Origin of the sequence: Paludisphaera soli (assembly GCF_011064595.1) — a bacterium.
Classification (GTDB): Bacteria; Planctomycetota; Planctomycetia; order Isosphaerales; family Isosphaeraceae; genus Paludisphaera; species Paludisphaera soli.
Genome location: NZ_JAALJI010000004.1, coordinates 296,140 through 319,758, shown reverse-complemented (window position 1 = coordinate 319,758; position 23,619 = coordinate 296,140). Strand labels below are relative to the sequence as shown.

The following is a 23,619-nucleotide window of genomic DNA, read 5'->3' as shown; positions in this document are numbered from 1 at the left end:
CTGGACTGATCTGATTGGCCCGCCGTAGCTCCGAGCGACGACGGCGGGCCGACTAAGGGTTTGAGCCAAGCCCTCCCATTAAGTACACGCTGCCAGCATCCACTCCTGCTTTGACAATTAGGCGTGGCCGATCCTGCTGACCAGGGCTGGCCATATGGATCTGATCTATTCCAAGATCAAAAGACGTCTGAATGGAACGCCCATAGGCCAAACCTTGATAAAAGCCTAAGGCAAACGCGACTGCCGCGTCGTCTGCGATAGATCGCGCAACCCCAACAACACAATCTATGGACTTAGCAATAGCTTGCGCCTGAATCTCAGAGTAACACGCATTTAAGACTACACACTTTACGTTGTCGCGAAGCGTAGTGAATAGACGCTCCAACGCTTCTGGCTCGACTGGGTGGCTATAACCACTGTGATCCTCAAAGACTATCTGGCCTGCTGGACTTCCATGTCCACTGAAGTGAACAATGTCGGGGCTATAATGCAGTAAATGCAACTGCATATCGCCAGTTCGCACAGCGAACTCTTGATGAACCTCAAAATCATCGCGACCCCTCGCAAGCCTGATCCGCTCTCTAATCGTCCTTGCTTCCTCCCCCAAGCGAAGGCTGTCAGTATCTTTCGGATTGGACGCTACGAATAGAATCTTGACCACAACTGGGATACTCCCGAACAATTAGACTACGCCCTGTAACCGCAAGCAGAGTAGTAGGGCCTACCGTTAGCTCTCCACCCAAATGCGAAGCACTATCTGCAACCTAGTGGTCCCATCACCCTGCGTGAACGGGATTCTCCAATTGAACTTCTGAGCAACAATTATATTCGAGGTTCAAGCTGCAGCGGACCAGGTTCTCTTGCTTCCTTGAGCAACTACTACTCCCTCGTTACTCGATACCGCAGCGACTTCGGAAGACAGAGTACTGGCCGAGAGCCAGCATGATCCTTTACTTTGTCATCCGGAAGCTTGACATCAGGAATCTATCAGCGAGGGCGATGGCGTGCAAGCATCGAGCTTAAAGCAGGCGAGCCCCTGTTTTTATCACTGGGTCTCCCAGCTATCAAGGTAAAGCTTTACCTAAAGGCTAGGAAACGGTGAGGTTTGAATCAATCATGACCCATAAGATCATCGCCGACCGGAGGGTGGAACTCGGCCCGTCGTTATCGCATGATTGGGTAGGCCCCGGTCGCCGTCGGATCGAGGGCCGCGTCGGGCTCCGGCCCGGTCGGCGGATTACCCGAAGCGAGATGCGTTCCCCGAGGAAGACATGATCCGAGCCTGGACACTGGCGTTTTGGATGGTCGCGGCGTCGGCGGCTTTGGGTCAGGAACCCGCGATCGAGACGTCGACGGACCTCGTCGGGCGGTGGCGGGACGACGTGATCGTCACGCCCGTCAATCAGCTCCTGACCCCCTACGGGCGGCAGGTGGAGCTGGCGGGGCTGCGTCCCCAGGCGCTGGCGTTGTCGCCGGACGGGAAGCGGCTGCTGGTCTCGGGGAAGACGAGCGAGGTGCTCGTGATCGATTTGGACGAGGGGAAGGTCGTCCAGCGCGTGGCCCTCCCCAGCGAGGACCAGCACGAGCCGCCGACCGTCGTCTCGCCGAACATCCTCAACCCGGACAAGAAGGGGCAGGTCAGCTACACGGGCCTGATCTTCTCGCACGACGGCAAGCGGGTCTACCTGAGCAACGTCGACGGCTCGATCAAGGTCTTCGCCGTCGCCGACGACGGCACGATTCAGCCCACGCACACCTTCCGGCTCCCCGAGGCCAACGCCCCCCGACGCAAGCCGGAGATCCCCAGCGGGCAGGCGCTGTCGGACGACGACTCGCGGCTGTACGTCTGCGGCAACCTGTCGAACAAGCTGCTGGAGTTGAACACCGCCGACGGCGCCGTGGTCCGCACCTGGGACGTGGGCGCCGCCCCTTACGATGTCGTCCTGACGGGTGGGAAGGCTTTCGTCAGCAACTGGGCCGGCCGTCGTCCCGAACCGGGCGACCTGACCGGTCCGGCGGGGCGCGGGACCGAGGTGCGCGTCGACTCGGTCCGGTTCATCGCCAGCGAAGGTTCCGTGAGCGTCGTCGACCTGGCGGCGAATCGCGTGTCTCGGGAACTCCTCACCGGCCTGCACGCGTCGGCGCTGGCCGTCTCGCCGGATGGCAAGCACCTCGTCTGCGCCAACGCGGGGAGCGACAACCTGAGCCTGATCGACGTCGCCCGCGAGGAGGTGATCGAGACGGTCTGGACCAAGGCGAAGCCGTCGGACCTGTTCGGGGCGTCGCCCAACGCCCTGGCGTTCGACGAGACCGGCCGCAGGCTGTTCGTCGCCAACGGCACGCAGAACGCCGTCGCCGTCCTCCACTTCGACCCCGAGGACAAGGGGGACACGAAGCTGGAAGGGCTGATCCCCGCCGGCTGGTTCCCCGGGGCGCTCGCCTACGACGCGAAGCGGAAGTCGCTGTGCGTGGCGAACATCAAGGGGCTGCCGATCGCCCCGAAGAAGCAGAAGGACGGCAAGGAAGGGTTCAACTCGCACCACTACCACGGGTCGGTCTCGCTGATGCCGTCGCCCTCGGCGGAAGACCTGCCGAAGCTCTCGGAGCGGACGGCGAAGAACCTCCGGCGCGGCAATATCGCCCAGGCGGCCCTACCGCCGCGCGAGGGCCAGCCGCCGCGGGCCGTCCCCGAGCGGATCGGCGAGCCCAGCCTGATCGAGCACGTCGTCTACGTCATCAAGGAGAACCGGACCTACGATCAGGTCTTCGGCGCGAACAAGCGGGGCCGGGGTCGGGCGGACCTCTGCATCTTCGGCGCGGACGTGACGCCGAACCAGCACAAGCTCGCCGACCAGTTCGTCCTCCTGGACAACACGTACTGCGCCGGGATCCTGAGCGCGGACGGCCACCAGTGGAGCACGACGGCCTTCGCCACGGACTACATGGAGAAGAGCTTCGCCGGCTTCCCCCGGAGCTATCCCGACGGCATGGGCGAGGACGAGGCCGACGCCCTGGCCTACTCCCCCGCCGGCTTCCTGTGGGACAACGCCGTCGCCCACAAGAAGACCATCCGCAACTACGGCGAGTTCATGGCCCCCAAGGTCCGCTGGAAGGACGAGACGAAGAAGGGGACGCCCGACTACCTCGCCTGCTACCGCACGTGGAAGGGGGAGTCCGACGAGGTCGTCTTCGCGAGCGAGCCGTCGGTGGAATCCATCCGCCCGTTCTCGCCCACGGCCTACGTCGGCTGGGAGATGGCGGTCCCAGACCAGTATCGCGCGGACTTCATCATCCGCGAGCTGAAGGAGTTCGAGGCCAGGGGCGACTATCCGAACCTCGTCATCATCTGCCTACCCAACGACCACACCAGCGGCACGAGCGCCGGCAGCCCCACGCCGGCCTCGTGCATGGCCGACAACGACCTGGCGTTCGGCCGGATCGTTGAGGCCCTGAGCCATTCGAAGTTCTGGAGCAAGATGGCCGTCTTCGGGATCGAGGACGACCCGCAGGCCGGATGGGACCACGTGAGCGGCTACCGCACGACGGCCTATTGCGCCAGCCCCTTCGCCAAGAGGAACGCCGTGGTCAGCACGCAGTACAACACCACCAGCATGATCCGCACGATCGAGCAGATCCTCGGCCTGCCGCCGATGAACCAGTTCGACGCGGGCGCGACGCCGATGTTCGACTGCTTCGTCGACGAGCCCGACCTCACGCCGTTCGATTCCGTCGCCAACCTCGTCCCCCTGGACCAGATGAACCCCCAGCCTCGGGCGATCCGCGACGAGGCGCTCCGGGAAGACGCCCTCCTCTCCGCCCAGCTCAACTTCCGCGAGGTCGACAAGGCGCCGGAAGACGTCCTGAACCGCATCCTGTGGCGGGCCCGGAAAGGCTCGACGATCCCCTACCCCGAATGGGCGATCAGCTTCGCGGAGGATGACGACGACTGAGCGGGCGACGACCCGGGGGCGGGCCATCGGGAGCCCCTTCGATGGCAACCGCCCCGGGACGTGTTAACATGTCGAGGGGAAATCCCCCCGCACATGCCGTCGTCATCGAGCCGCGTCCGACCGAGGCACGACCCGCGAGACTCGCCATGCCCCAGGCCTGGATCCCACCGTTCGCCGTGCTTCGGGCCCTGACCCTCGGGGTCGGTTTGGTCGCGGCCTCGACCTCGGCGGGCGCGCAAGGCGTCGACTTCGTCCGCGACGTCAGGCCGATCCTCCAGCAGCGATGCGACTCCTGCCACGGCGCGAAGAAGCAGAAGGGGGGCCTCCGCCTGGACGTCAAGTCCGAGGCCTTCAGGGGGGGCGACGCCTACGGCCCGGCCGTCGTGCCGGGCGACGCGGCGGAGAGCCCGCTGGTCCAGCTCGTCGAGGCCGAGGACGCCGACTCGCGCATGCCCGCCTCGTCCGAGCCGCTCCCCGCCGCCGAGATCGCCACGCTCAGGGCCTGGATCGAGCAGGGCGCGGTCTGGCCCGACGGCGTCGACCTCGCGAAGCTCGAAGACCGCCTCGACCACTGGTCGTTCAAGCCGGTCTCGCCCCCGACCGTCGCCCAAGTCGCACCCGAGTCCTGGGCTCGGACACCGATCGACCGCCTGATCCTCGCCAGGCTGGAACAGGAAGGGCTCGAACCGTCCCCCGAGGCCGACCGCGTCGCCTGGCTCCGGCGCGTCTGCTTCGACCTGATCGGTCTGCCCCCGCCCCCCGAACAGGTGGCCGCGTTCCTCGGCGACGATCGCCCCGACGCCTACGAGCGGATCGTCGAGGGCCTGCTCGCGTCGCCGCTGCACGGCGAGCGCTGGGCGCAGCACTGGCTGGACGTCGTCCGTTACGCCGACACGCACGGCTTCGAGGTCAACACCGAACGCCCCCACGCCTGGCCGTACCGCGACTACGTGATCGCGGCGCTCAACACGGACACGCCGTACGACCGGTTCATCCGCGAGCAGCTCGTCGGCGACGCGCTGGGCCGCGACGCGGCGACCGGCTTCCTGGTCACGGCCTCGGTCCTGCTGCCGGGCCAGATCGGCGCGGACGACGTGTCCAAGCGGCTCGCACGCCAGGACGCGATCGACGAGATCGTGGTGAACATCGGCCAGACGTTCCTCGGCCTGAGCATCGGCTGCGCCCGCTGCCACGACCACAAGTTCGACCCGATCACCGCCCGCGACTATTATTCGATGCAGGCCTTCGTCGCGGGCGTGGAGTACGGCGACCGCGAGATGCGGACGCCCGAGTCCCTGGAGAGGCGTCGGCAGGCGGCGGGCCTCAAGGCGAGGGTCGCCGAACTCGACCGGAAGCTCGGCCGATTCGAGCCGCCCGCTCGTCCCGGCCGCGTCCGGGTCAAGGAGCCGAGCCCGTCGCTCAACGAGGAGAGCTTCGCCCCCGTCGAGGCCCGGTTCGTCCGCTTCACCATCCACGATGCGAACCGGCACCCGACGCTCGGGCTGATCGAGCCCTGCCTCGACGAGATCGAGGTCTTCACCGACGAGCCGAGCCCGCGCAACGTGGCGCTGGCCGCCAACGGGGGCAAGGCCACGGCCTCGGGCAGCCGCACCTCGGACATCCATCGGCCCGAGCACCTGAACGACGGCCGTTTCGGCAACGCCTGGAGCTGGATGTCCGACGAGCCCGGCCGAGGGGCGGTGACCGTCGAGCTGGCCGCGCCGACCCGCATCGTCAGGGTCGCCTGGAGCCGGGACCGGGAAGGCGTCTTCGGCGACCGACTCGCGACCGCCTACACGATCGAGGCGGGGCCGTCGCTCGACGCCCTGACCACCGTCGTCGACGCAGCGCCCTCGCGTCCCGGCGTCAACGCGCAGGCCAACAACGACCGCTTCGCCCCGGTCGCGACCCGACGGGTGCGCTTCACCATCAACGCCACGAATCAGCTCGAACCCTGCCTCGACGAGCTGGAGGTCTTCGACACCTCCGGCCGGAACGCGGCCTTGGGCCCCGAGGTTACGGTCCGCTCGTCCGGCGACACCGTCGTCGCCGACCGGCACGAACTCCGATTCTTGAACGACGGCCAGTACGGCAACTCGCGGAGCTGGATGTCGAACGAGCCCGGCAAGGGATGGGTCGAGATCGACTTCGGCTCCGAAAAGACGGTCGAGCGCGTGACCTGGGGCCGCGACCGCCACGGCGAGTACGAGGACCGGCTCGCGACCGACTATCGGATCGAGGTGCAGGCCCCGGACGGCTCCTGGCGCCTCGTGGCCGACGCCTCGGACCGTCGCCCCCCCTCCGCCGGGAAGCGTGAGGCCTCCGCCGCGGCCTCCACGGCCGGGCTCGACGAGGAAGACGCCCGCAAGGTCCGCGCGATCGAGGCCGAACGCAAGGCGGTTCAGGATCAGCTCGCCGCCGCCAGCCGCGAGGACCTGGCGTTCGCCGGAACCTTCCGCAAGCCCGACGCGATCCACCTGCTGAATCGCGGCGACCCGGAACAACCCAAAGAGGAGGTCGTCCCGGCCCTGCTCGCCGCGCTCGGCGGAGCGAGGCTGGACGGCGAGGCGGGCGAGCAGGAGCGGCGTCGCGTGCTGGCCGAATGGATCGCGTCGCCCGAGAATCCGCTGACGGCGCGGGTCATGGTCAATCGCATCTGGCAGGGGCATTTCGGAACGGGGCTGGTCGAGACGGCGAGCGACTTCGGCCGGATGGGCGCCCGGCCGTCGCATCCCGAGCTGCTCGACTGGCTGGCCTCCGAATTCGTGCGCGGCGGGTGGTCGATCAAGCGGATGCATCGCCTGATCGTCCTCTCCGCCGCCTACCGCCAATCCTCCCGGTCGAGGCCCGAGCCGGCCGCCCGGGACGCGGACGCGCGGCTGCTCTGGCGCTATCCGCCGCGGAGGATCGACGCCGAGGCGATCCGCGACTCCATGCTGGCGGTCGCCGGCCGGCTCGACCCGAAGCCCGGCGGGCCGGGGTTCGACCTGTTCGACAAGCGCGGGGGCCTCACCGGCTTCACGCCCGTCGAGTCGTTCCGGGGCGACGGCCTGCGTCGGATGATCTACGCCCACAAGGTCCGTCGCGAGCGCGACGCCGTCTTCGGCGCATTCGACTGCCCGGACGCCGGCCAGAGCGCGGCGAGCCGTCGGGAGTCGACCACGCCCATCCAGGCGCTCAACCTCTTCAACAGCCGCTTCACGCTCGACCAGGCCGAGGCCCTCGCCGACCGCCTGACGCGGGAGGTCGGCCCCGACGCCGACCGCCAGGTGCGGCGGGCCTATCAACTGGCCCTCTCGCGCGAGCCGAGCGAGGCGGAGGCCGCCGAGGCCCGGGATGTCGTCGACCGCTTCGGCGCGGCCGCGCTCGGCCGCGTGCTGCTCAACTGCAACGAATTCCTCTTCCTGCCCTGAGGTGTCCCGATGACCCGTCACGCCGAGGGCCTCTCCGCGATCGGCCGGGGCTGGCTGGATCGCCGCCGCTTCCTCTCCAACGCGGCGACCGGCCTGGGCTCGATCGCGCTGGCGAGCCTCCTGGGACGTGACGGCCTGCTCGCCGCGGAGCATCCAGCCCCCGTGATCGATCCCGGCCGCCCCTTCGCCCCGAGGCCGCCGCACTTCCCCGCTCGGGCCAAGAACGTGCTGGTCATCTTCTGCGCGGGCGCGGTCAGCCAGCTGGAGACGTGGGACTACAAGCCCGAGCTGATCAAGTACGACGGCCAGCCCCTGCCGGGGGGCCCGGCCGTCACCTTCCAGGGGCCGGCCGGCGCCCTCGCTCGCCCTCAGTACGAATTCCGGCCGCGGGGGCAGACCGGAAAGATGGTGTCCGACATGCTCCCGCACCTGGCGGAGCTGACCGACGACATCGCGTTCATCCATTCGCTGACCAGCAAGAGCAACACCCACGGCCCCGCCGAGAACTTCCTCTCGACCGGCTTCGTCCTCGACGGGTTCCCGAGCCTCGGCTCCTGGGCCAGCTACGCGCTCGGCAGCGAGAACCAGGACCTGCCCGCCTACGTCGCGATCCCCGACCCGCGCGGGGTCCCGCAGAACGGTTCGAACAACTGGGGCCCCGGCTTCCTGCCCGCGGCCTTCCAGGGGACGCCCCTGAGCGCCAAGGACCCGGTCCGCCACCTGGCCGCGTCCGGCGTCGGCCCCGAGGCCGACCGGGCCGCGCGCGACCTACTGCGGCGCATGAACCAGCGCCACCTGGAGGACCACCCCGGCGACGGCAAGCTCGCCGCGCGGATCGCCAGCTATGAGCTGGCCGCGCGGATGCAGCTCAGCATCCCCCGGATCGGCGACCTGTCCACGGAGCCCGCCCACGTCCTGCGGCTGTACGGGGCCGACGACGAGTCGAACCCCATCAAGGCGGCCTTCGCCCGCAACTGCATCCTGGCCAGGCGGCTGATCGAGAGCGGCGTCCGCTTCGTCCAGCTCTTCAACGGGGCCTACGCCAGCGGCGGCGAGCTGAACTGGGACGGCCATAGCAAGCTCCGGGAGCAATACGATCGGCACGCCGCGATCCTCGACCAGCCCGCCGCCGCGCTCATCCGCGACCTCCGGCGACGCGGGCTGCTGGAGGAGACCCTCGTGGTCTGGTGCACGGAATTCGGCCGGATGCCGATGTTCCAGAAGGGGGCCCAGGGCCGCGACCACAACCCGGACGGCTTCACCTGCTGGCTCACCGGCGCCGGGGTCAAGCCGGGCGTCAGCCACGGGGTCACCGACGACCTCGGCCAGCGCGCGATCCAGGACGTCCACCCGCTCTACGACCTGAACGCCACGATCCTCCACCTCCTCGGCCTCGACCACGAGGCGCTGACGTTCGAACACAACGGCGTCCGGCGTCGCCTGACCAACGTCGAGGGGGACGTCATCACCCAGGTCCTGGCCTGAACGGACGGCTCGACGAGCCCGCCGCGGCGCCGATGCGTCCGAATTGACCTGTCGCCGGAACCGGATCGGGGGTATGAACGGGGGCCACGTCGCCTTGCGCGGCCCGGACGCCGGGATTCGAACTCCCGATCGGCGTGAGCCGGGCCGACGGACTTCCCCCGACACACAGGCCCCGCCTGGCCGATTCGCCCACATCGCCGCCGCCCCATGCGCCAGGCCGCCGAACGCTTTGGAGAGCGGCCGATGAAGCGGCAGGTACGAGCGCGTCGCGCACGCCCCCTGGGTCAGGTCGAGCACCTCGAGACCCGCGCCCTGATGACCATCTCCGCGGCGGTCCCGCTGCCGGACGTCGGCCTCGCGGCCGGCTCCGCGGCGACGGCGGTGGACCTGGGCGCCCATTTCACCGACCCGGACGCCTCGCCCGACTTCGCGATCTTCGACACCTCGCTGGGGACGATCCCGGTGCTCCTGACCCCCTCGACCACGCCGAAAACCGTGGCGAACTTCCTCAGTTACGCGAACAAGGGCGCCTACGACGACTCCGTCGTCCACCGCTCGGTCCCCGGCTTCGTCTGGCAGGCGGGGGGATTCCAGCTCACATCCAAGCCGGACATCGCGACCACCGCGACGGACGCCCCGGTCCAGAACGAATTCGGCGCGTCGAACGTCCGGGGCACGATCGCGATGGCCAAGCTCGGCAGCGACCCGAACAGCGCCACCAGCCAGTTCTTCTTCAACCTGTCGGACGAGAACGCTTCCAACCTCGACAAGCAGAACGGCGGGTTCACGGTCTTCGGGCGGGTGGTGGGTCAATCCGGCCTGGGGGTGATGGACGCGATCGCGGCGGTGCCGGCGCCTTCGCCCGGCCCGATGGCCTCGCCGCTGGACTCGGCCCCGCTCCAGAACTACAAGCTCGGGACGTCGGTCCAGCCCGCGAACCTGGTCCTGATCCGGAGCGTGACCACGGCGGACGAGGCCTTCTCGGCGCTCAGCGACTCCCCCGGGGTGGCGTCCGCCTCGCTACAGGGGAGCCGGCTCGTCGTGACCCCGCATGCGGCGGGGACGGCGAGGATCACCGTCGTGGGGTACGGCTCGGACGGGAGTTCCGCGACGGAGACCTTCACCGTCACCGTCTCCCCCGGCGCGCAGCCCGCGTCGCCCCCGCCGACGTCGACGCCCTCCCCGGCCCAGCCCAGGTCGGCCCTGACCCCCACCGTCCAGGGCGTCCTGCCCGCCTCGGTGGTCGCGGGGCAGCGGGCCGGGATCCGGCAGACCGTCTCCCTCTCCGCCTCGGGCGTGGAAGTCGCGGGGAGGGTCCAGGCCGCCCTGATCCTCGCCGCCGACGCGACCGGATCCCCGGGCGACTTCACGATCGCGACCGCGACGGCGAACGTCCGGGCGAGGAGCGGCCGGGCGGGCCGGATCAACCTCTCAGCCAGGCGATTGGACCCGGGCGTGCCGGCCGGCACGTATCACGTCCTGGTCTCCGTGACCGATCCCGACGGCGCGAGGACGACGGTCGACACCGGCAAGACGCTGGTCGTCCAGCCGCCTCGGGCCGTGACCTCCAGGAGATGAACGGCCGGCGAGTTGCCGGAACGGCCGCCATGTCCTAGAGGTTTGTTGGACGAGGAGACGATTCCACCCGATCGGACACACCCGAGGACCATCGAATGCGCGAGTGGGAATGGCGGCGTATTCGAGCGTTCTCCCTCGCGACGGCCTGGGCCGCGATCGTGGCCTCGGGGTTCGCGGCGCTTTACCGTCACGCCGGCGAGCCCGGGGACCCGGGGACGCCCCCACTGGTCCGGCCGACGGGATCGCGACTCCTCCCTTCGACCGACCTGGACCATCTCGTGATGTTCGCCCATCCCCGCTGTCCTTGCTCGGCGGCCGGCGTCTCCGAGCTGGCGAGGCCGGTGACTTCTTGCGACGGCCGCATCCTCGTCGACGTCGTGTTCTTCCGGCCCGAGGGCTCCCCCGATTCGTGGGGGCGGACCTCGCTCCGGCGGGCGGCGGAGGCGATCCCCGGAGTCCGGGCGGTCGACGACGTCGGGGGGAGGGAGGCGGCCCTCTTCGGGGTCGTCGCCTCGGGGCACGTCCTCCTCTTCGACCCATGCGGCCGGCGGCTGTTCTCGGGCGGGATCACGGTCGCCCGCGGGCATGAGGGGCGGAACGACGGGTCCGACGCGGTGATCCGACTCGTCAACCGCGCGGGGCCGTCGGCGTCGACCCACCCGGTCTTCGGCTGCGCGATCCGCGTCCTGGGGGGCCCCGCATGACCCCGCCGGCCGGCGACGGATTCGACGGCGGGAGCTCGCCCCTGGCCCGCACCGATGCGATCCTCGCCGCGGCCCTCGACCGGGTCCATCGCGAGACGGACCGGCTGTTCGCGGCGCTGCTGCCGCTGCAGTGGTCGGCCGCCGTCGCGGCGGCGTTTCTGGTCTCGCCGCGGGCCTGGTCCGGCGACCAGAGCTGGGTCCACGAGCACGTCTGGGCCGCGGTCGGGCTCGGGGGGGCCGTCGTCTCGTTGCCGACGATGCTGGCGATCGCGTTCCCCGGAAGGGTCTCGACGCGGCACGCGGTGGCGGCGGGCCAGATGCTCGTGGGGTCGCTGCTCATCCACCTCAGCGGCGGCCGGATCGAGACCCATTTCCACATCTTCGGCTCGCTCGCGCTGCTGGCCTTCTACCGCGACTGGACGGTCCTGGTCACGGCCTCGGCCCTGGCCCTGGCCGACCACCTGCTCCGGGGGATGTTCTGGCCCTCGTCCATCTACGGCGTGCTGGCGAGCACGCCTTGGCGGGCCATGGAGCACGCGGCCTGGATGGGCCTCATCGACCTCTTCCTCGTCCGCTCCTGCCTCCAGTCGGTGCAGGAGATGGGCGAGGTCGCCGCCCGCCAGGCGACGCTGGAGGCGACGCGGGCCGGGATCGAGGAGACGGTGCGGCAGCGGACGGCCGAATTAATGGAGACGACCGAGGAGCTGCGGAGCGTGGCCGAGCGGCTCCACCACCGGGACGTCCGCCTGTCCGACGCGGCGCGGTTCGCCGCGGCACTCAACCATCCGGAGGCCCTGGCGACGTATCGGGCCGCGCTCGAATGCCTCGCCCGGGCGCTGCGGGCCCCCTGCGTGGCGCTCTACACGGTCGGGACCGACGGCCTCCCCCCGGCGGCCCGATGCGCCGCGACGCTCGACGGCGAGCCGCTGGAGGCCGCCGCGTTCTCCGGCGAGGGCCTGCCCTGGGCGGTGGCCCGATCGGGCGCGCGTCGGACGCTCCAGGGCCCGTTCCCGCCCGCGTCGCTGCGGATCAGGGCGGGGTTGGGCGAGGCGGACCTGGACTCGGTGATCGGCTGGCCCGTGTCGTTCAACGGCCGATGCGTGGGCGTGGTGCTGACGGCGCACTTCGCCGCCCCCACCGAGGAGCAGGCCGAGTTCGTCGCGGCCTCGCTCGACCAGCTGGCCGTCCGGATGAGCGCGTTCGGCGTCGAGGAGCAACGCCTGCGGCTGATGGCCGACCTCCGCGAGCAGTCCAGGGCTCTGGAGGAGGCGAAGGCCGAGGCCGAGCGGGCGAATCGGGTGAAGAGCGAGTTCCTGGCCAGCATGTCGCACGAGCTTCGCACGCCGATGAATTCGATCATGGGGTTCACGGCGCGGCTGATCCGCAAGCTCGGCGGGTCGATCCCCGGGCGCGAGCTCGACGCCCTGCACACGGTGGACCGGAACGCCAAGCACCTCCTCGGGCTGATCAACGAGATCCTCGACCTGTCGAAGATCGAGGCCGGCCGCATGGAGCTGGACCTCGAGCGGCTGGACCTGGCGCCGATCGTCCGCGAGGCGTACGAGCAGGCCGCCCCCCTGGCCGACGGCCGGCCGATCGACCTGGTCTTCGTCGAACCCTCGGGCCCGCTGACGCTGCAAGGCGACCGGACGAAGCTGCGGCAGGTGGCCACCAACCTGATCTCGAACGCGATCAAGTACACCGAGCGCGGCGAGGTGCTCATCCGGGTGGAGGAAGCCCTGGACCCCCGGCTGGGCCGGGTCGCCCGGCTGTCGGTGAGGGACACGGGCGTCGGCATCCCCGCCGAGCAGCGGCATCGCCTCTTCCAGCGGTTCACCCAGCTCGACGGCGGCGCGGCGCGGAAGGCGGGGGGGACCGGGCTGGGCCTGGTCATCAGCGACCAATTCGCCCGGATGCACGGCGGCCGGATCGACGTCGAGAGCGAGTTCGGCCGGGGGAGCGAGTTCGCGGCCCTGATCCCGCTCAAGGCCCCCGAGCCGCCGAGGACGATTCCGGAGCGGGCGGCCGCCGCGGGCCCGGACCGTCCGAGCCCCGCCGGGCCGGCGGGGCGGGGCGTGACGGTGCTCTGCGTCGACGACGACCCGGACGCCCTCAAGCTCCTCGAGGCCTCGCTGAGCGACGCCGGCTACGACGCCGTCCCGGCCGGGGGCCACGACGCCGCCCTGGAGGCCGCCCGAGTCCGCCGCCCGGACGTCATCTGCCTCGACCTGGCGATGCCCGACAAGGACGGCTTCGAGTTCCTCCGCAGCCTCCACGCCGACCCCGAGCTCGCCTCGGTGCCGGTGATCGTCGTCTCGGCCACGGGCGAGCAGGCCCGCGCCCTCGGCGCGGGGGCCCGTTGCTGCCTGACCAAGCCCGTGGACTCCGAGGGGTTGGTGGCGACGGTCCGCGACCTGCTGAGCCGCCGATCCGGGACGGCGCTGGTCGTCGAGGACGACGCGGACGCCTCCAGGCTGATCCGCGCGGCGCTGGACGAGTCGGGCATGCAGGTCCAAACCGCCTCGGACGGCCGGGAGGGCCTGGCGAGGCTGGCCGAGGCGACGCCGACCATCATCGTACTGGACCTGATGATGCCCGTCATGGACGGGTTCACGTTCTTGGACCACCTCCAGCTCGACCCGGTCTGGAAGTCGATCCCCGTGATCATCCTGACGGCCAGGGAGCTGGGCGCGGGCGAGCTGCTGAAGCTCAGGCAGGTCGGGGCGACGGTCCTGGCGAAGGGCCGGGGCGACGCCGAGCGGGTCGTCGACGCGGTGCTGGCCGCCGTGGTACCGGGCAAGCGACGCCGGCCGGCGGGGGCGATTGCATGAGCCGCTCCATCCTGGTCGTCGAGGACAACGCGGACAACCGCAAGCTCTTTGAGTGGGTGCTCGAGGACGAGGGCTATTCCGCCCAGTGCGTGGCCACCGCCGAGGAGGGGCTGGCGGCGCTGGAGGCCCGCCCCTTCGACCTCGTGCTCATGGACGTGTCCCTGCCGGGGATGGACGGCAAGGAGGCGACGCGGCGGATCCGGGCCGACCCGCGGCTGGCCGGGCTGCCGATCCTCGCGGTCACGGCCCATGCGGTGACGGGGGAGGCGGAGGCGATCCTCGCCTCGGGGGTCACGAGCTTGCTCACCAAGCCGGTCGACGAGTCCGTCCTGCTGGCCGTCATCCGGTCCGCTCTCGGGGGAGGCTGAAGATGGCGAGGGTCCTGGTCGCGGACGACATCGCGGACAACATCGCGCTGCTGGCGGCCGAGCTGGAGGACGAGGGCCACGAGGTGCTGGAGGCCCGCGACGGGGCCGCAGCCCTGGACCTGGCCCGCGCCGCCGACCCGGACGTGATCCTGATGGACATCATGATGCCGGTCATGGACGGGATCGAGGCCTGTCGCCGGCTCAACGCCGACCCGGCCACCGAGGCGATCCCGGTGATCCTGGTCTCGGCCCTGGATCGCGAGGACGACGTGGTGGCCGGGCTCGCGGCGGGCGCGCACGACTACGTCACCAAGCCGTTCAACGCGCCGATCGTCCTGGCGCGGGTGCGGGCGGCTGCGCGGGTCAAGTCGGCCGCCGACGAGGCCGAGGCGCTGGTGCGGGCCCGCACCGCCGAGCTGACCGCGGCAAACGCCCGGCTCCGCGAAAGCGAGGCGCGGTTCCGCTTCCTGGCCGACGCGATGCCCCAGATCGTCTGGACCGCCCGCCCCGACGGCTTCCCCGACTATTTCAACCGCCGATGGTACGAGTACACGGGCCTCCCCGATGCCGAGGGCGACGGCTCCGACTGGGCGTCGATCCTCCACCCCGACGACCGGGACCGCAGCACGCGGGCCTGGGCCCGGGCCGTCCGCTCGGGGTCGCCCTACGAGATCGAGTACCGCTTCCGCGACCGGGCCACCGGCCTCCACCGCTGGCACCTGGGCCGCGCCCTCCCCTGCCGCGACGCGGCGGGGGCGGTGACGCACTGGGTGGGGACCTGCACGGACATCGACGACCGCAAGCGGGCCGAGGAGGAGGCGGTCGCCGCCCAGTGGAAGGTCTCCCGGATCCTCGAGTGCATCACCGACGCCTCCTTCGCCCTGGACCGCGAGTGGCGCTACACCTACCTGAACCCGCAGTGGGAGAAGCTCTTCGGCCGACCGCGCCGGGACGTCCTGGGGCGGTCCATCTGGGAAGTCTCCCCGTCCCTCGCGGGGGGCCTGGTGGAGGAGAAATATCGCCTGGTCGCGTCCTCGCGGTCCCCCGTCACCTTCGAATACCACGCGAGCGACCTCGGCAAGTGGCTGGAGATCCGGGCCTATCCGGCCGCGGACGGCCTGATCGGCTACATCCACGACGTCACCGACAGCAGGGAGATAGAGCGCGAGCGGCTGCGGGCGCAGCAGGAGCTGGAGCAGCGGGTCGCCGACCGCACCGCCGACCTCGCCCGGGCGAACGCCCTGCTCCGCGAGGGGGAGCAGCGGTTCCGAGGCGCGTTCGACGCCTCGGCCATCGGCATGGCGCTGGTCGCGCCCGACGGCCGCTTCCTCCAGGTCAACCGCTCGCTGTGCGACCTCATCGGCTATGCCGAAGGCGAGCTGCTGGCGCGCACCTTCCAGGACATCACCCATCCCGACGACCTGGACGCCGACCTGCGACAGGTCCGCCGGGTGATCGACGGCGAGATCTCGTCGTACCAGATGGAGAAGCGGTACATCCACAAGGACGGCCACGTCGTCTGGATCGTCCTGAGCGTCACCCTGGTCAGGAACGGGGCCGGCGTCCCCCTGCACCTCGTCGCCCAGATCGAGGACGTGACGGCCCGGAGGGAGGCGGAGGAGGCGATGCGACGCGCCCGCGACGAGGCGCTGGAGGCCACCCGCGTGAAGGGGGAGTTCCTGGCGAACATGAGCCACGAGATCCGCACGCCGATGAACGGCGTCCTGGGCATGACCGAGCTGGCCCTGGAGACCCAGCTGACGCCGAGGCAGCGGGAGTACCTGTCGCTGGCCAGGTCGTCCGCCGAGTCGCTGCTGACGATCATCGACGACATCCTGGACTTCTCCAAGATCGAGGCCGGCAAGCTGGCGATCGACGCCGTGCCGTTCGACCTCGTGGTGGCGGTCGAGGACGCCCTCAAGGTCCTCGCCCTTCGCGCCCACGCCAAGGGGCTGGAGCTTGCGTATCGGCTCGACCCGTCCGTGCCGAGGTCCCTGGTCGGCGATTCCAACCGGATCCGCCAGGTGCTGCTCAACCTCGCGGGCAACGCCATCAAGTTCACGGGTCGCGGCGAGGTGGTCGTCGCGGTCACGGCCGACGAGGATCCGGCGGCCGGGATCCTCCTGCATTTCCGCGTGTCCGACACGGGCGTCGGGATCCCGGCCTCGGCGCTCGGGCGGATCTTCGAGCCGTTCGAGCAGGCGGACGGCTCGACCACGAGGCGGTTCGGCGGCACCGGCCTGGGCCTGGCGATCTCCTCGAAGCTCGTCGGCCTGATGGGGGGGCGGCTCTGGGCCGAGAGCGAGCCCGGGGTCGGCAGCACGTTCCACTTCACGGCCCGCCTGGGCCGGGGGCCGGGGGTCGTCGGGGGGGGCGACGCGACGGTCGGGCCCGCGGGGGCGCTCGTCGGCCGGACGGTCCTGGTGGTCGACGACAACGCCACGAGCCGGCGAAACCTGGAGGAGATCCTCGCGGGGTGGGGCGTGCGGGCGGTCGCGGTCGCCTCCGGCGCGGCGGCCCTGGCCCGGCTTCGCGAGGCGTCGGCCCGGGGCGAGTCCTTCGCGGCGGCCCTGGTGGACGAGCGGATGCCGACGATGGGCGGCCTCGAGCTGGCCCACGCGATGCGGGAAGGCCCGGGGCTCGACGCGGTCCCCCTGATCCTCATGACGCCCGCCGGGGCGGCCGAGGACCCCGATCGTCTCGTCGACCTGCGGGTCGCCGGCCGCCTCACGAAGCCGGTCTGCCGCGCCGGCCTCCGGGTGGCGCTCGACGAGGCCCTGGGGGCGGACCCGCCGTCGAAGGCGGCCCCCGCCGCCCTCGCGGCCCGCGCGACTTCCGAGGTCGGGCTTCGCATCCTGCTCGCCGACGACAACCCGGTGAATCAGCTCGTGGCGACGCGGATGCTCCAGCAGATGGGGCACGAGGTGTCCGTCGTCGGCGACGGGCGCAAGGCGGTCGAGGCGATGGCCGGCCGCGCCTTCGACGCGGCCTTGCTAGACGTCCAGATGCCCGAGATGGACGGCTTCGAGGCGGTCGCCGCCGTCCGCGCCCGCGAGGCCGGGACGCCCCGGCGGACGCCGCTGGTCGCCGTCACGGCGCACGCCATGGAAGGGGACCGCGAGCGTTGCCTCGCCGCCGGGTTCGACGACTACGTCTCCAAGCCGATCCGCAAGGCGGAGCTGGCGAGGGCCCTGCGGGCGATCGCCCCTCGACCCGCCCTCGAGGAAGGCGAGGGCGAGCGGATGCTCCGGGAGCTATCCCGGGCGGCCGGCGACGACGAGGCGTTCGCGCGCCAGGTCCTCGCCTCCTTCCTCGAGTCGGCGCCCGGCCTCATGGCCCGGCTCGACGCCGCCGCCGAGGCCGGAGACGCCCGGACGGCCGCCGCCGAGGCCCACGGGCTGAAGGGCATCAGCCGGGCGATCGGGGCCGACGACCTCGCCGAGGCCTGCCAGTCCGCGGAACGGGCGGCCGCGAGCCGCGACGTGGACGCCGTGCGCGCGGCCGTCGAGGCCGTCGGCCCCCAATGGGAGCGGGTCCGGGGCGGCCTGACGCGGGTGCTCTCGGGGGCGGCGTGAAACCGCCCGCGAGCCATCGCGCCGCGTCCTATGTTCTGTGGGGGGGACGGAGCCGGCTCGCCGCGACGGGGGCGTTCCCGTCGCGGTCGGCGGGGCCCCCCGATCCGCATCGGAGGTGAGGATGGTCGTCGCGTTGCAGCCCGAGGCGAAGACGTGCGGGGGACCGACCGCCGAGGGCCGAGAGGTGCCGGTGGTCCTGGTCGTCGACGATCAGCCGGTCGAACGCCTCCTCGTGGGGAAGATCGTCGAACGCCTCGCGGGCCTCCGGACCGTCCACGCCAGGGACGGCCGCGAGGCGCTGGATCGCCTCGCGGAGACCCCCGTCGCCCTGGTCCTGACGGACCTCCAGATGCCCGAGATGAACGGGCTGGAGCTGGTCGAGGCCGTCCGCGAGCGATACGCCCAGGTCCCGGTGGTCCTGATGACGGCCTTCGGCAGCGAGGACGTCGCCGTGCGGGCGCTCCGGGCCGGCGCCGCCAGCTACGTCCCCAAGCGCGCCCTGGAGAGGGAGCTGGCCGCCACGCTCCGCCAGGTGCTGGCCGTAGCCGAGGCGGCGCAGACCCGTCAGCGCCTGCTGTCGTGCCTCGAGCGGCACGAGTCGGTCTTCGAGCTGGAGAGCGACCCTGAGCTGATCGCCCCGCTCATCGACCGGTTCCTCCAGAATCTCACCGGCATGCACATCGGCGACGCCACCGCGCGGATGCGGATCGGCGTCGCCCTGCAAGAGGCGATCGCCAACGCGCTGTTCCACGGCAACCTCGAAGTCAGCTCGGACCTCCGACAGGAGGACGAGCGCGAGTTCTACGACCTGGCCCGGCGCCGGCGATCGCTGGAGCCTTACCGCTCGCGGACGCTCGAGATCCGCGCCGCGCTCGACAAGGACGGGGCGACTTTCGTCATCCGCGACGAGGGTCCCGGCTTCGACGTCGCGTCGCTCGAGCGGCCGATCGACCCCGAAGACCTGACGCGGATCGGCGGCCGGGGGCTGCTGCTGATCCGGACCTTCATGGACCAGGTGGCCCACAGCCCCACCGGGAACGAGATCACCCTGGTCAAGCGACGGAACCCCTCGGCCTGAGCGGTCGTCGCGTCAGGGCCGATCGGCCGTCGCGTCGAGGCCGGTCGAGAGCCGGTGCCTGCGAGCCTCGATCACGGCCCAGGGGTCCGCGGGGACCGCGTCGGGGTCGACGTAGCGGGCGAGGTCGCGTAGGGCGATCACCCGGTATCCCTCGTCGGCCAGGTGTCGCACATACGATTCGAACAGGGGCGTCGGCGTGTCCACCCAGGAATGGGCCGTGTCGGGGACGCCGTGGAGCTGGATCACGGCGATCCGGCCGTCGCGCGCCTGGGAGACGGCCCGCTTGAAGTCGTCGAGCGTCCAGGCGGGTCGGGCGTCGCCGGCCGAGGGGATCAGAAGGGGATGGTCGAGCCCCGGCTCGTAGGCGAAGCCCCGGCCCGCCTCGTAGGGATGCTCGGGCGCCCCGCCCCTCCTGGCGAAACGGATGCCGAGCCCCTTGAGGAGCGGCAAGACGTCCCTGTCCAGCGCGTTGCCGGGATACGCGAAGCTGACGGGCCTGGGGATGCCGTGTTCCCGGCAACGCGCGTCGACGGCCTCGATCTGCTCGATCGTCCCCTTCGCGTCCTGCGCGTCGGGGGCCTTGTGGTCGCGCGTGTGGTTGCCGATCTCGAAACCGTCGCGATGGAGTCGGGCGATCTCGTCCCAGGTCATGTAGTCGCGCTTGTTCGTGGGGAAGTCGAACCCCTCGGTGACGAAGAAGGTCGCCCCGAAGCCGTGCCGCTTGAGCAAGGGCGCCGCGACCTCGACGTGCGATCGGCTGGCGTCGTCGAACGTCAGCACGACGAGCTTGTCGGGGATCGGCTCCAACGCGGGGGCGGGGGCCTGGGCGAAGAGGAGCAGCAAGGTAAGCAGGCGCATGGGGAGGGTCCCGCTGGACGGCCAGGGATGGGTTCGACCTGCCCACGAGTCTACGCCGCCCGCCGCCGGGATTCGATCTCGTCCAGATCCGATTCCCGCCGCCGGGCCGAAATCGGTACACTCGACCAGGCCCGCCAGGCCGCCGCGACCCCCAAATCCGCCGCCGCCCCGGCGACACGCAACGCGTGGTCGCGAGGGCCGACCGCGAGTGGAGCGCACGGGCGCACCTGGACGAGATTTGACGAAGCCCGATGGGTCGGATCGACCTCGGTCCGACTGACTCTCCGAGGTCCACCCGGGAAGGAGCCCGCGACATCATGCACGATCAGGCAATCGCCGCGAAGCCGCCGAGGCGCTTCCGCCGCCTCGTCCGCTGGATCGCCGTCCTCTCGATCCTCCTCCTCCTCGTGCTCGCGTCGATGCCGACCGTGCTCAGCACCCCCCCCGCCCGCCGCATGCTGGTGCGGGCGATCAACCAGAAGCTCCACCCTGGCCGGGTCGAGCTGGGCGGGGCCTCGTTGTCCTGGAATCGCGGGATCGTCCTGCGCGACGTCGCGCTGATCGACCCGCGGGGCAAGACCGTCGCCACCGCCGAATCGGTCCGGACCGACCGGGGCCTCGTCGGCCTGCTCAGGTCGGGATCGGACTACGGGACGATCCACGTCGACGGCGCGACCGCCGACTTCGAGCGCCGCGCCGACGGCTCCATCGATGCGTTGGAGGCCGTCGGCGGCCTGCTGGCCCCGAGCGTGGCGGCCGAGCCCGGGCCGGTCGCCCCGGCTCCCGCCGCGGGATCGGGCCTCGCGGTGACGGTCGTCGTGAAAGGGGGCCGCGCGCGGATCGCCAGCCCGGAACTCGCCGAGCCGATCGTCGCGGGCGCCTTCGAGGCCGAGGCGAAGGTCCTGCCCGGCAAGCCCGTGGGCGTGACCGTGAAGCTCCGGGAAGGGGAGCGTTCCCTCGAACTCCTCGCCGCTTACGACATGGCCTCGGCCGACCAGACGCTGACTTTCGAAGGCAAGGACTGGCCGCTGGCGATGAAGCAGGCGGGCTACCGGGCCGAGGGCCGCCTCGCCGGGGTCCTCCAGGCCGAACGCAAGCAGGGGTTGTGGTCGGCGCGGAGCGACGCCGTGCTGCACGGATTCGCCGCCGAGGGTCCCGGCCTGGGCGGGGATCGGCTCGCGCTGGAGTCCGTCGCCGCCGAGGGCGACGTCCGGCGGACGGAACTGGGCTGGTCGATCGGGAAGCTCGACGTGAAGTCCGCGATCGGCGAGCTGACGGCGGCCGGCGACCTGCCGGCGACCGCCGGAACCCCCACGCGACTGACGGGGCAGGTCGACCTGGCCGCGGCGGCCAAGCTCCTGCCGAGGGCGATCCCGCTGCGTGAAGGCATCGTCCTTGAGGAGGGCCGGGCGCGGGTGGCGGCCGATTTGAGCCGGATCGAGGGCGTCGAGCGGCTGCGCGTCTCGGCGGACGTGACCGACCTGACGGCCACCGAAAACGGTCGGGCCCTGACCCTCCAGAAGCCCGCGACGCTCACGGCGGCCCTGGTCCGCGATGGGGCGACGATCGCCGTCGAGTCCTTCGCCGTGAAGGCGGCGGGCGTCGACGCGAAGGCCACGGGCGACCTGGACAGCGGGGTGAAGTTGTCGGGCGTGGTGGACCTCGCCGCCGTCGACGCCCAGGCCCGCGAGCTGATCGACCTGGGCGCCGTGAAGTTCGCCGGCAAGGGGAGATTGGCCGCGGACTATCGCCCCGACGGCGGCCGGTTCAAGGCCCGGCTCGCGGCCGAGTTCGACGGCCTCCGGGTCGAGGGCTTCACCGAAGATCCGATCGAACGGGACCACGCCCGCGTCGACGGTGCCTCCAACGGCCCTCGCGGCGCGAACGGCCTGCCGACCGCCTGGGACGCCGTGCGGCTGGCAGTGGACGCCGGCGCGACGAAGTTGAGCGTCCTGGTGAAGGAGCCCGCCGGCGACGCCACGTTCACCCTCGAAGGCTCGACCCCGGTCACGGCGCCCGCGCCGGCCGTCGTCTCGGCGAAGGTCGCCCTGCGCCGGGCGGGCCGGGTCTACCAGCTCGACGACGTCCAGGCGACCGCCACGCCCACCGACCCTCAGGCGGCCTCGGCAGTGATCGCCCTGCATGCGAAAGGCGAGTACGACCCGGCCGCCGGACGACTGGTCCTGATACCCGTGGGGGCCCAGCCTTCCCAGGGCCTCGCCGTCGGTCCCGAGGGGTTCATGCTGAGCGGCCTCGGCAAGCCCGACGCGCCGATGGGCTTCGACGGAGTGCTCCGCGGCGACCTCGCCGCGCTCGACGGAGCACTCGCCTACTGGATGCAGGCCGCCCCGAAAGGTTTAGGCGGCGCCTGGTCGGGAAGGGCGACGCTCGCCCGCCATCAGGACGGCCGCCTCGATTTCAAAGGCTATGCGACCTCGCCCGACCTGATCATGACGACCCCCCGCGGCCCCGTCACGCTGACGCTCGACGGGACTTATACGCCGTCCGGCGACCACGTTTCGCTGACGAGTTTCGACCTGTCCACGGCTCATGCGCGCCTGGCCGGGACGGGGACGATCGCCGAATTCGGCGCCAACCGGATCGCCGACGTCAGCGCCGTCCTGGAGCCGCGTTGGGAGACGCTCGACCCGATCCTGGCCGCCGCCGTCGAGCCCGGGGCCCAGGTCCGCGCGACCGTGAAGCCGTTCCACCTGAAGGGGTCGCTCGCGGCGGGCTCGACCTCGCAGATCCTCAAGGGGATGGAAGGGGTGCTGGAGGTCGACCTCGCGTCGGCCCGGGCGTTCGGCATGGAGGTCGGCCCGACGCCCCTGGTCCTGCGCATGGGGGGCGGCCGGGCCGCGTTCGACCCGATCGCGACCACGCTCAACGGCGGCCGGATGGAGATCGCCGCCGACCTGATGGTGGACGACCCGGACGCGCTCTGGCTCCGGATGGCCGAGGGGACGCGGATCGAGGGGGCGGCGATCAACAAGGCCGTCTCGGACGACGTGCTCTCGTACATCGCTCCGGTGCTCGCCAAGTCCAGCAACGTCTCGGGCCAGGTCTCGCTCACGGTCGCCGGCGCGGCGATCCCGCTGATGGGAGACGGGGCCCTGCGCGTCGACGGCCAGCTCGTCTTCCAGGACGTCGTCTTCCAGCCCGGACCGTTCGGCTCCGAGTTGCTCGCGCTGACCGGCCGGCCCGAGCGTAAATTGACGCTGCAACAGCCGCTGCAGCTGCAGATCGCCGACGGCCGCGTCCGGCAGAGCGGCCTGACGTTCCCGCTGGGCGACGACCTGACGGCGAAGCTCGACGGCTCGGTCGGCTTCGACAAGACCCTGGCGATGCGGGCCACCGTGCCGATCACGCCCCAGATGCTCGGCGGCAACGCCGTCGCCCGCGAGTTCGTGGCGGGGACCGACATCACGCTGCCGATCGGCGGCACGATCTCGAACCCGACCATCGACCGCAACGGCCTCCGAGTCGCGCTCAAGGAGGCCGCCCGCTCCATGGTCCGTCGCGGGGTCCAGGCCGAGGCGAACCGATTGATCGACCGGGTCCTCCCCCCGTCCGCCGCCGGCGGTCGCGACCCGAACGCCCCGAGCGGTTCCCTCGGCCGCGACGCCCTGAAAGCCCTCGAGGGCATCGGCCGCGACCTGGCCCAGCCGAAACGACGCTGATCCCCGGCGCGGGGGCGGCGTCCAGGCCCGAGGAGCCGCCCCCCCTGACGCATGTCAAATAATTGTTGAAGCAGGAAGTCGAATCGGTTAAGTTCAGCC

General features: G+C 71.0%; 12 protein-coding genes. 10 read left to right on the top strand and 2 right to left on the bottom strand.

What is annotated here, in order from left to right; translation table 11 throughout:
* Positions 1-52: 52 nt before the first annotated feature.
* The gene (locus tag G6O68_RS33520) at positions 53-661 is read right to left on the bottom strand and encodes a CHAT domain-containing protein (protein WP_206108043.1); all 609 of its coding nucleotides are present in this window, start codon (positions 659-661) and stop codon (positions 53-55) included.
* A 610-nt stretch (positions 662-1,271) separates the two neighbouring features.
* Between G6O68_RS33520 and G6O68_RS07945 the strand changes: the two genes are divergently transcribed.
* The 9 genes from G6O68_RS07945 to G6O68_RS07905 all read left to right on the top strand — a co-directional run bounded on the left by G6O68_RS07945 (position 1,272) and on the right by G6O68_RS07905 (position 18,982).
* The gene (locus G6O68_RS07945) at positions 1,272-3,950 is read left to right on the top strand and encodes a bifunctional YncE family protein/alkaline phosphatase family protein (RefSeq protein ID WP_165246456.1); all 2,679 of its coding nucleotides are present in this window, start codon (positions 1,272-1,274) and stop codon (positions 3,948-3,950) included.
* A 146-nt stretch (positions 3,951-4,096) separates the two neighbouring features.
* A complete protein-coding gene (locus G6O68_RS07940) occupies positions 4,097-7,363 on the top strand; it encodes a DUF1553 domain-containing protein (RefSeq protein ID WP_165246455.1) in 3,267 nt (1,088 codons plus the stop codon).
* 9 nt (positions 7,364-7,372) lie between these two features.
* Positions 7,373-8,848: a DUF1501 domain-containing protein gene (locus tag G6O68_RS07935; protein ID WP_165246454.1), complete on the top strand. Its 1,476-nt coding sequence runs from the start codon at positions 7,373-7,375 to the stop codon at positions 8,846-8,848.
* 243 nt (positions 8,849-9,091) lie between these two features.
* A complete protein-coding gene (locus tag G6O68_RS07930) occupies positions 9,092-10,426 on the top strand; it encodes a peptidylprolyl isomerase (protein ID WP_165246453.1) in 1,335 nt (444 codons plus the stop codon).
* Positions 10,427-10,521: 95 nt separating this feature from the next.
* Positions 10,522-11,130 carry a RedB protein gene (locus G6O68_RS07925; protein WP_165246452.1) on the top strand — a complete coding sequence of 203 codons (609 nt, stop codon included), beginning with the start codon at positions 10,522-10,524 and terminating at the stop codon, positions 11,128-11,130.
* Positions 11,127-13,961, top strand: a complete 2,835-nt coding sequence (locus G6O68_RS07920; RefSeq protein WP_165246451.1) for a response regulator — start codon at positions 11,127-11,129, stop codon at positions 13,959-13,961. The genes G6O68_RS07925 and G6O68_RS07920 overlap by 4 nt, the downstream gene beginning before the upstream one ends.
* The gene (locus tag G6O68_RS07915; RefSeq protein WP_165246450.1) at positions 13,958-14,329 is read left to right on the top strand and encodes a response regulator; all 372 of its coding nucleotides are present in this window, start codon (positions 13,958-13,960) and stop codon (positions 14,327-14,329) included. Before G6O68_RS07920 ends, G6O68_RS07915 begins: the two co-directional genes overlap by 4 nt.
* A gap of 2 nt (positions 14,330-14,331) precedes the next feature.
* On the top strand, positions 14,332-17,904 hold the full coding sequence (locus G6O68_RS07910; protein ID WP_165246449.1) for a response regulator: 3,573 nt from the start codon (positions 14,332-14,334) through the stop codon (positions 17,902-17,904).
* Positions 17,905-18,025: 121 nt separating this feature from the next.
* Positions 18,026-18,982, top strand: coding sequence for a response regulator (locus G6O68_RS07905; protein ID WP_206108042.1), 957 nt, complete (start codon positions 18,026-18,028; stop codon positions 18,980-18,982).
* Between the two features lie 12 nt (positions 18,983-18,994).
* Here G6O68_RS07905 and G6O68_RS07900 read toward each other — a convergent pair whose 3' ends face one another.
* Positions 18,995-19,840, bottom strand: coding sequence for a polysaccharide deacetylase family protein (locus G6O68_RS07900; RefSeq protein ID WP_165246448.1), 846 nt, complete (start codon positions 19,838-19,840; stop codon positions 18,995-18,997).
* Positions 19,841-20,157: 317 nt separating this feature from the next.
* On the opposite strand from G6O68_RS07900, the gene G6O68_RS07895 reads away from it, so the two are divergent.
* Positions 20,158-23,520: a hypothetical protein gene (locus G6O68_RS07895; RefSeq protein ID WP_165246447.1), complete on the top strand. Its 3,363-nt coding sequence runs from the start codon at positions 20,158-20,160 to the stop codon at positions 23,518-23,520.
* Positions 23,521-23,619: the final 99 nt, after the last annotated feature.

Excerpts from the sequence above, each read along its gene's own strand:
- G6O68_RS07945 (WP_165246456.1), top strand. The coding sequence starts at position 1,272 with ATGATCCGAGCCTGGACACTGGCGTTTTGGATGGTCGCGGCGTCGGCG.
- G6O68_RS07940 (WP_165246455.1), top strand. The coding sequence starts at position 4,097 with ATGCCCCAGGCCTGGATCCCACCGTTCGCCGTGCTTCGGGCCCTGACC.
- G6O68_RS07935 (WP_165246454.1), top strand. The coding sequence starts at position 7,373 with ATGACCCGTCACGCCGAGGGCCTCTCCGCGATCGGCCGGGGCTGGCTG.
- G6O68_RS07930 (WP_165246453.1), top strand. The coding sequence starts at position 9,092 with ATGAAGCGGCAGGTACGAGCGCGTCGCGCACGCCCCCTGGGTCAGGTC.
- G6O68_RS07925 (WP_165246452.1), top strand. The coding sequence starts at position 10,522 with ATGCGCGAGTGGGAATGGCGGCGTATTCGAGCGTTCTCCCTCGCGACG.
- G6O68_RS07920 (WP_165246451.1), top strand. The coding sequence starts at position 11,127 with ATGACCCCGCCGGCCGGCGACGGATTCGACGGCGGGAGCTCGCCCCTG.
- G6O68_RS07915 (WP_165246450.1), top strand. The coding sequence starts at position 13,958 with ATGAGCCGCTCCATCCTGGTCGTCGAGGACAACGCGGACAACCGCAAG.
- G6O68_RS07910 (WP_165246449.1), top strand. The coding sequence starts at position 14,332 with ATGGCGAGGGTCCTGGTCGCGGACGACATCGCGGACAACATCGCGCTG.
- G6O68_RS07905 (WP_206108042.1), top strand. The coding sequence starts at position 18,026 with ATGGTCGTCGCGTTGCAGCCCGAGGCGAAGACGTGCGGGGGACCGACC.
- G6O68_RS07900 (WP_165246448.1), bottom strand. The coding sequence starts at position 19,840 with ATGCGCCTGCTTACCTTGCTGCTCCTCTTCGCCCAGGCCCCCGCCCCC.
- G6O68_RS07895 (WP_165246447.1), top strand. The coding sequence starts at position 20,158 with ATGCACGATCAGGCAATCGCCGCGAAGCCGCCGAGGCGCTTCCGCCGC.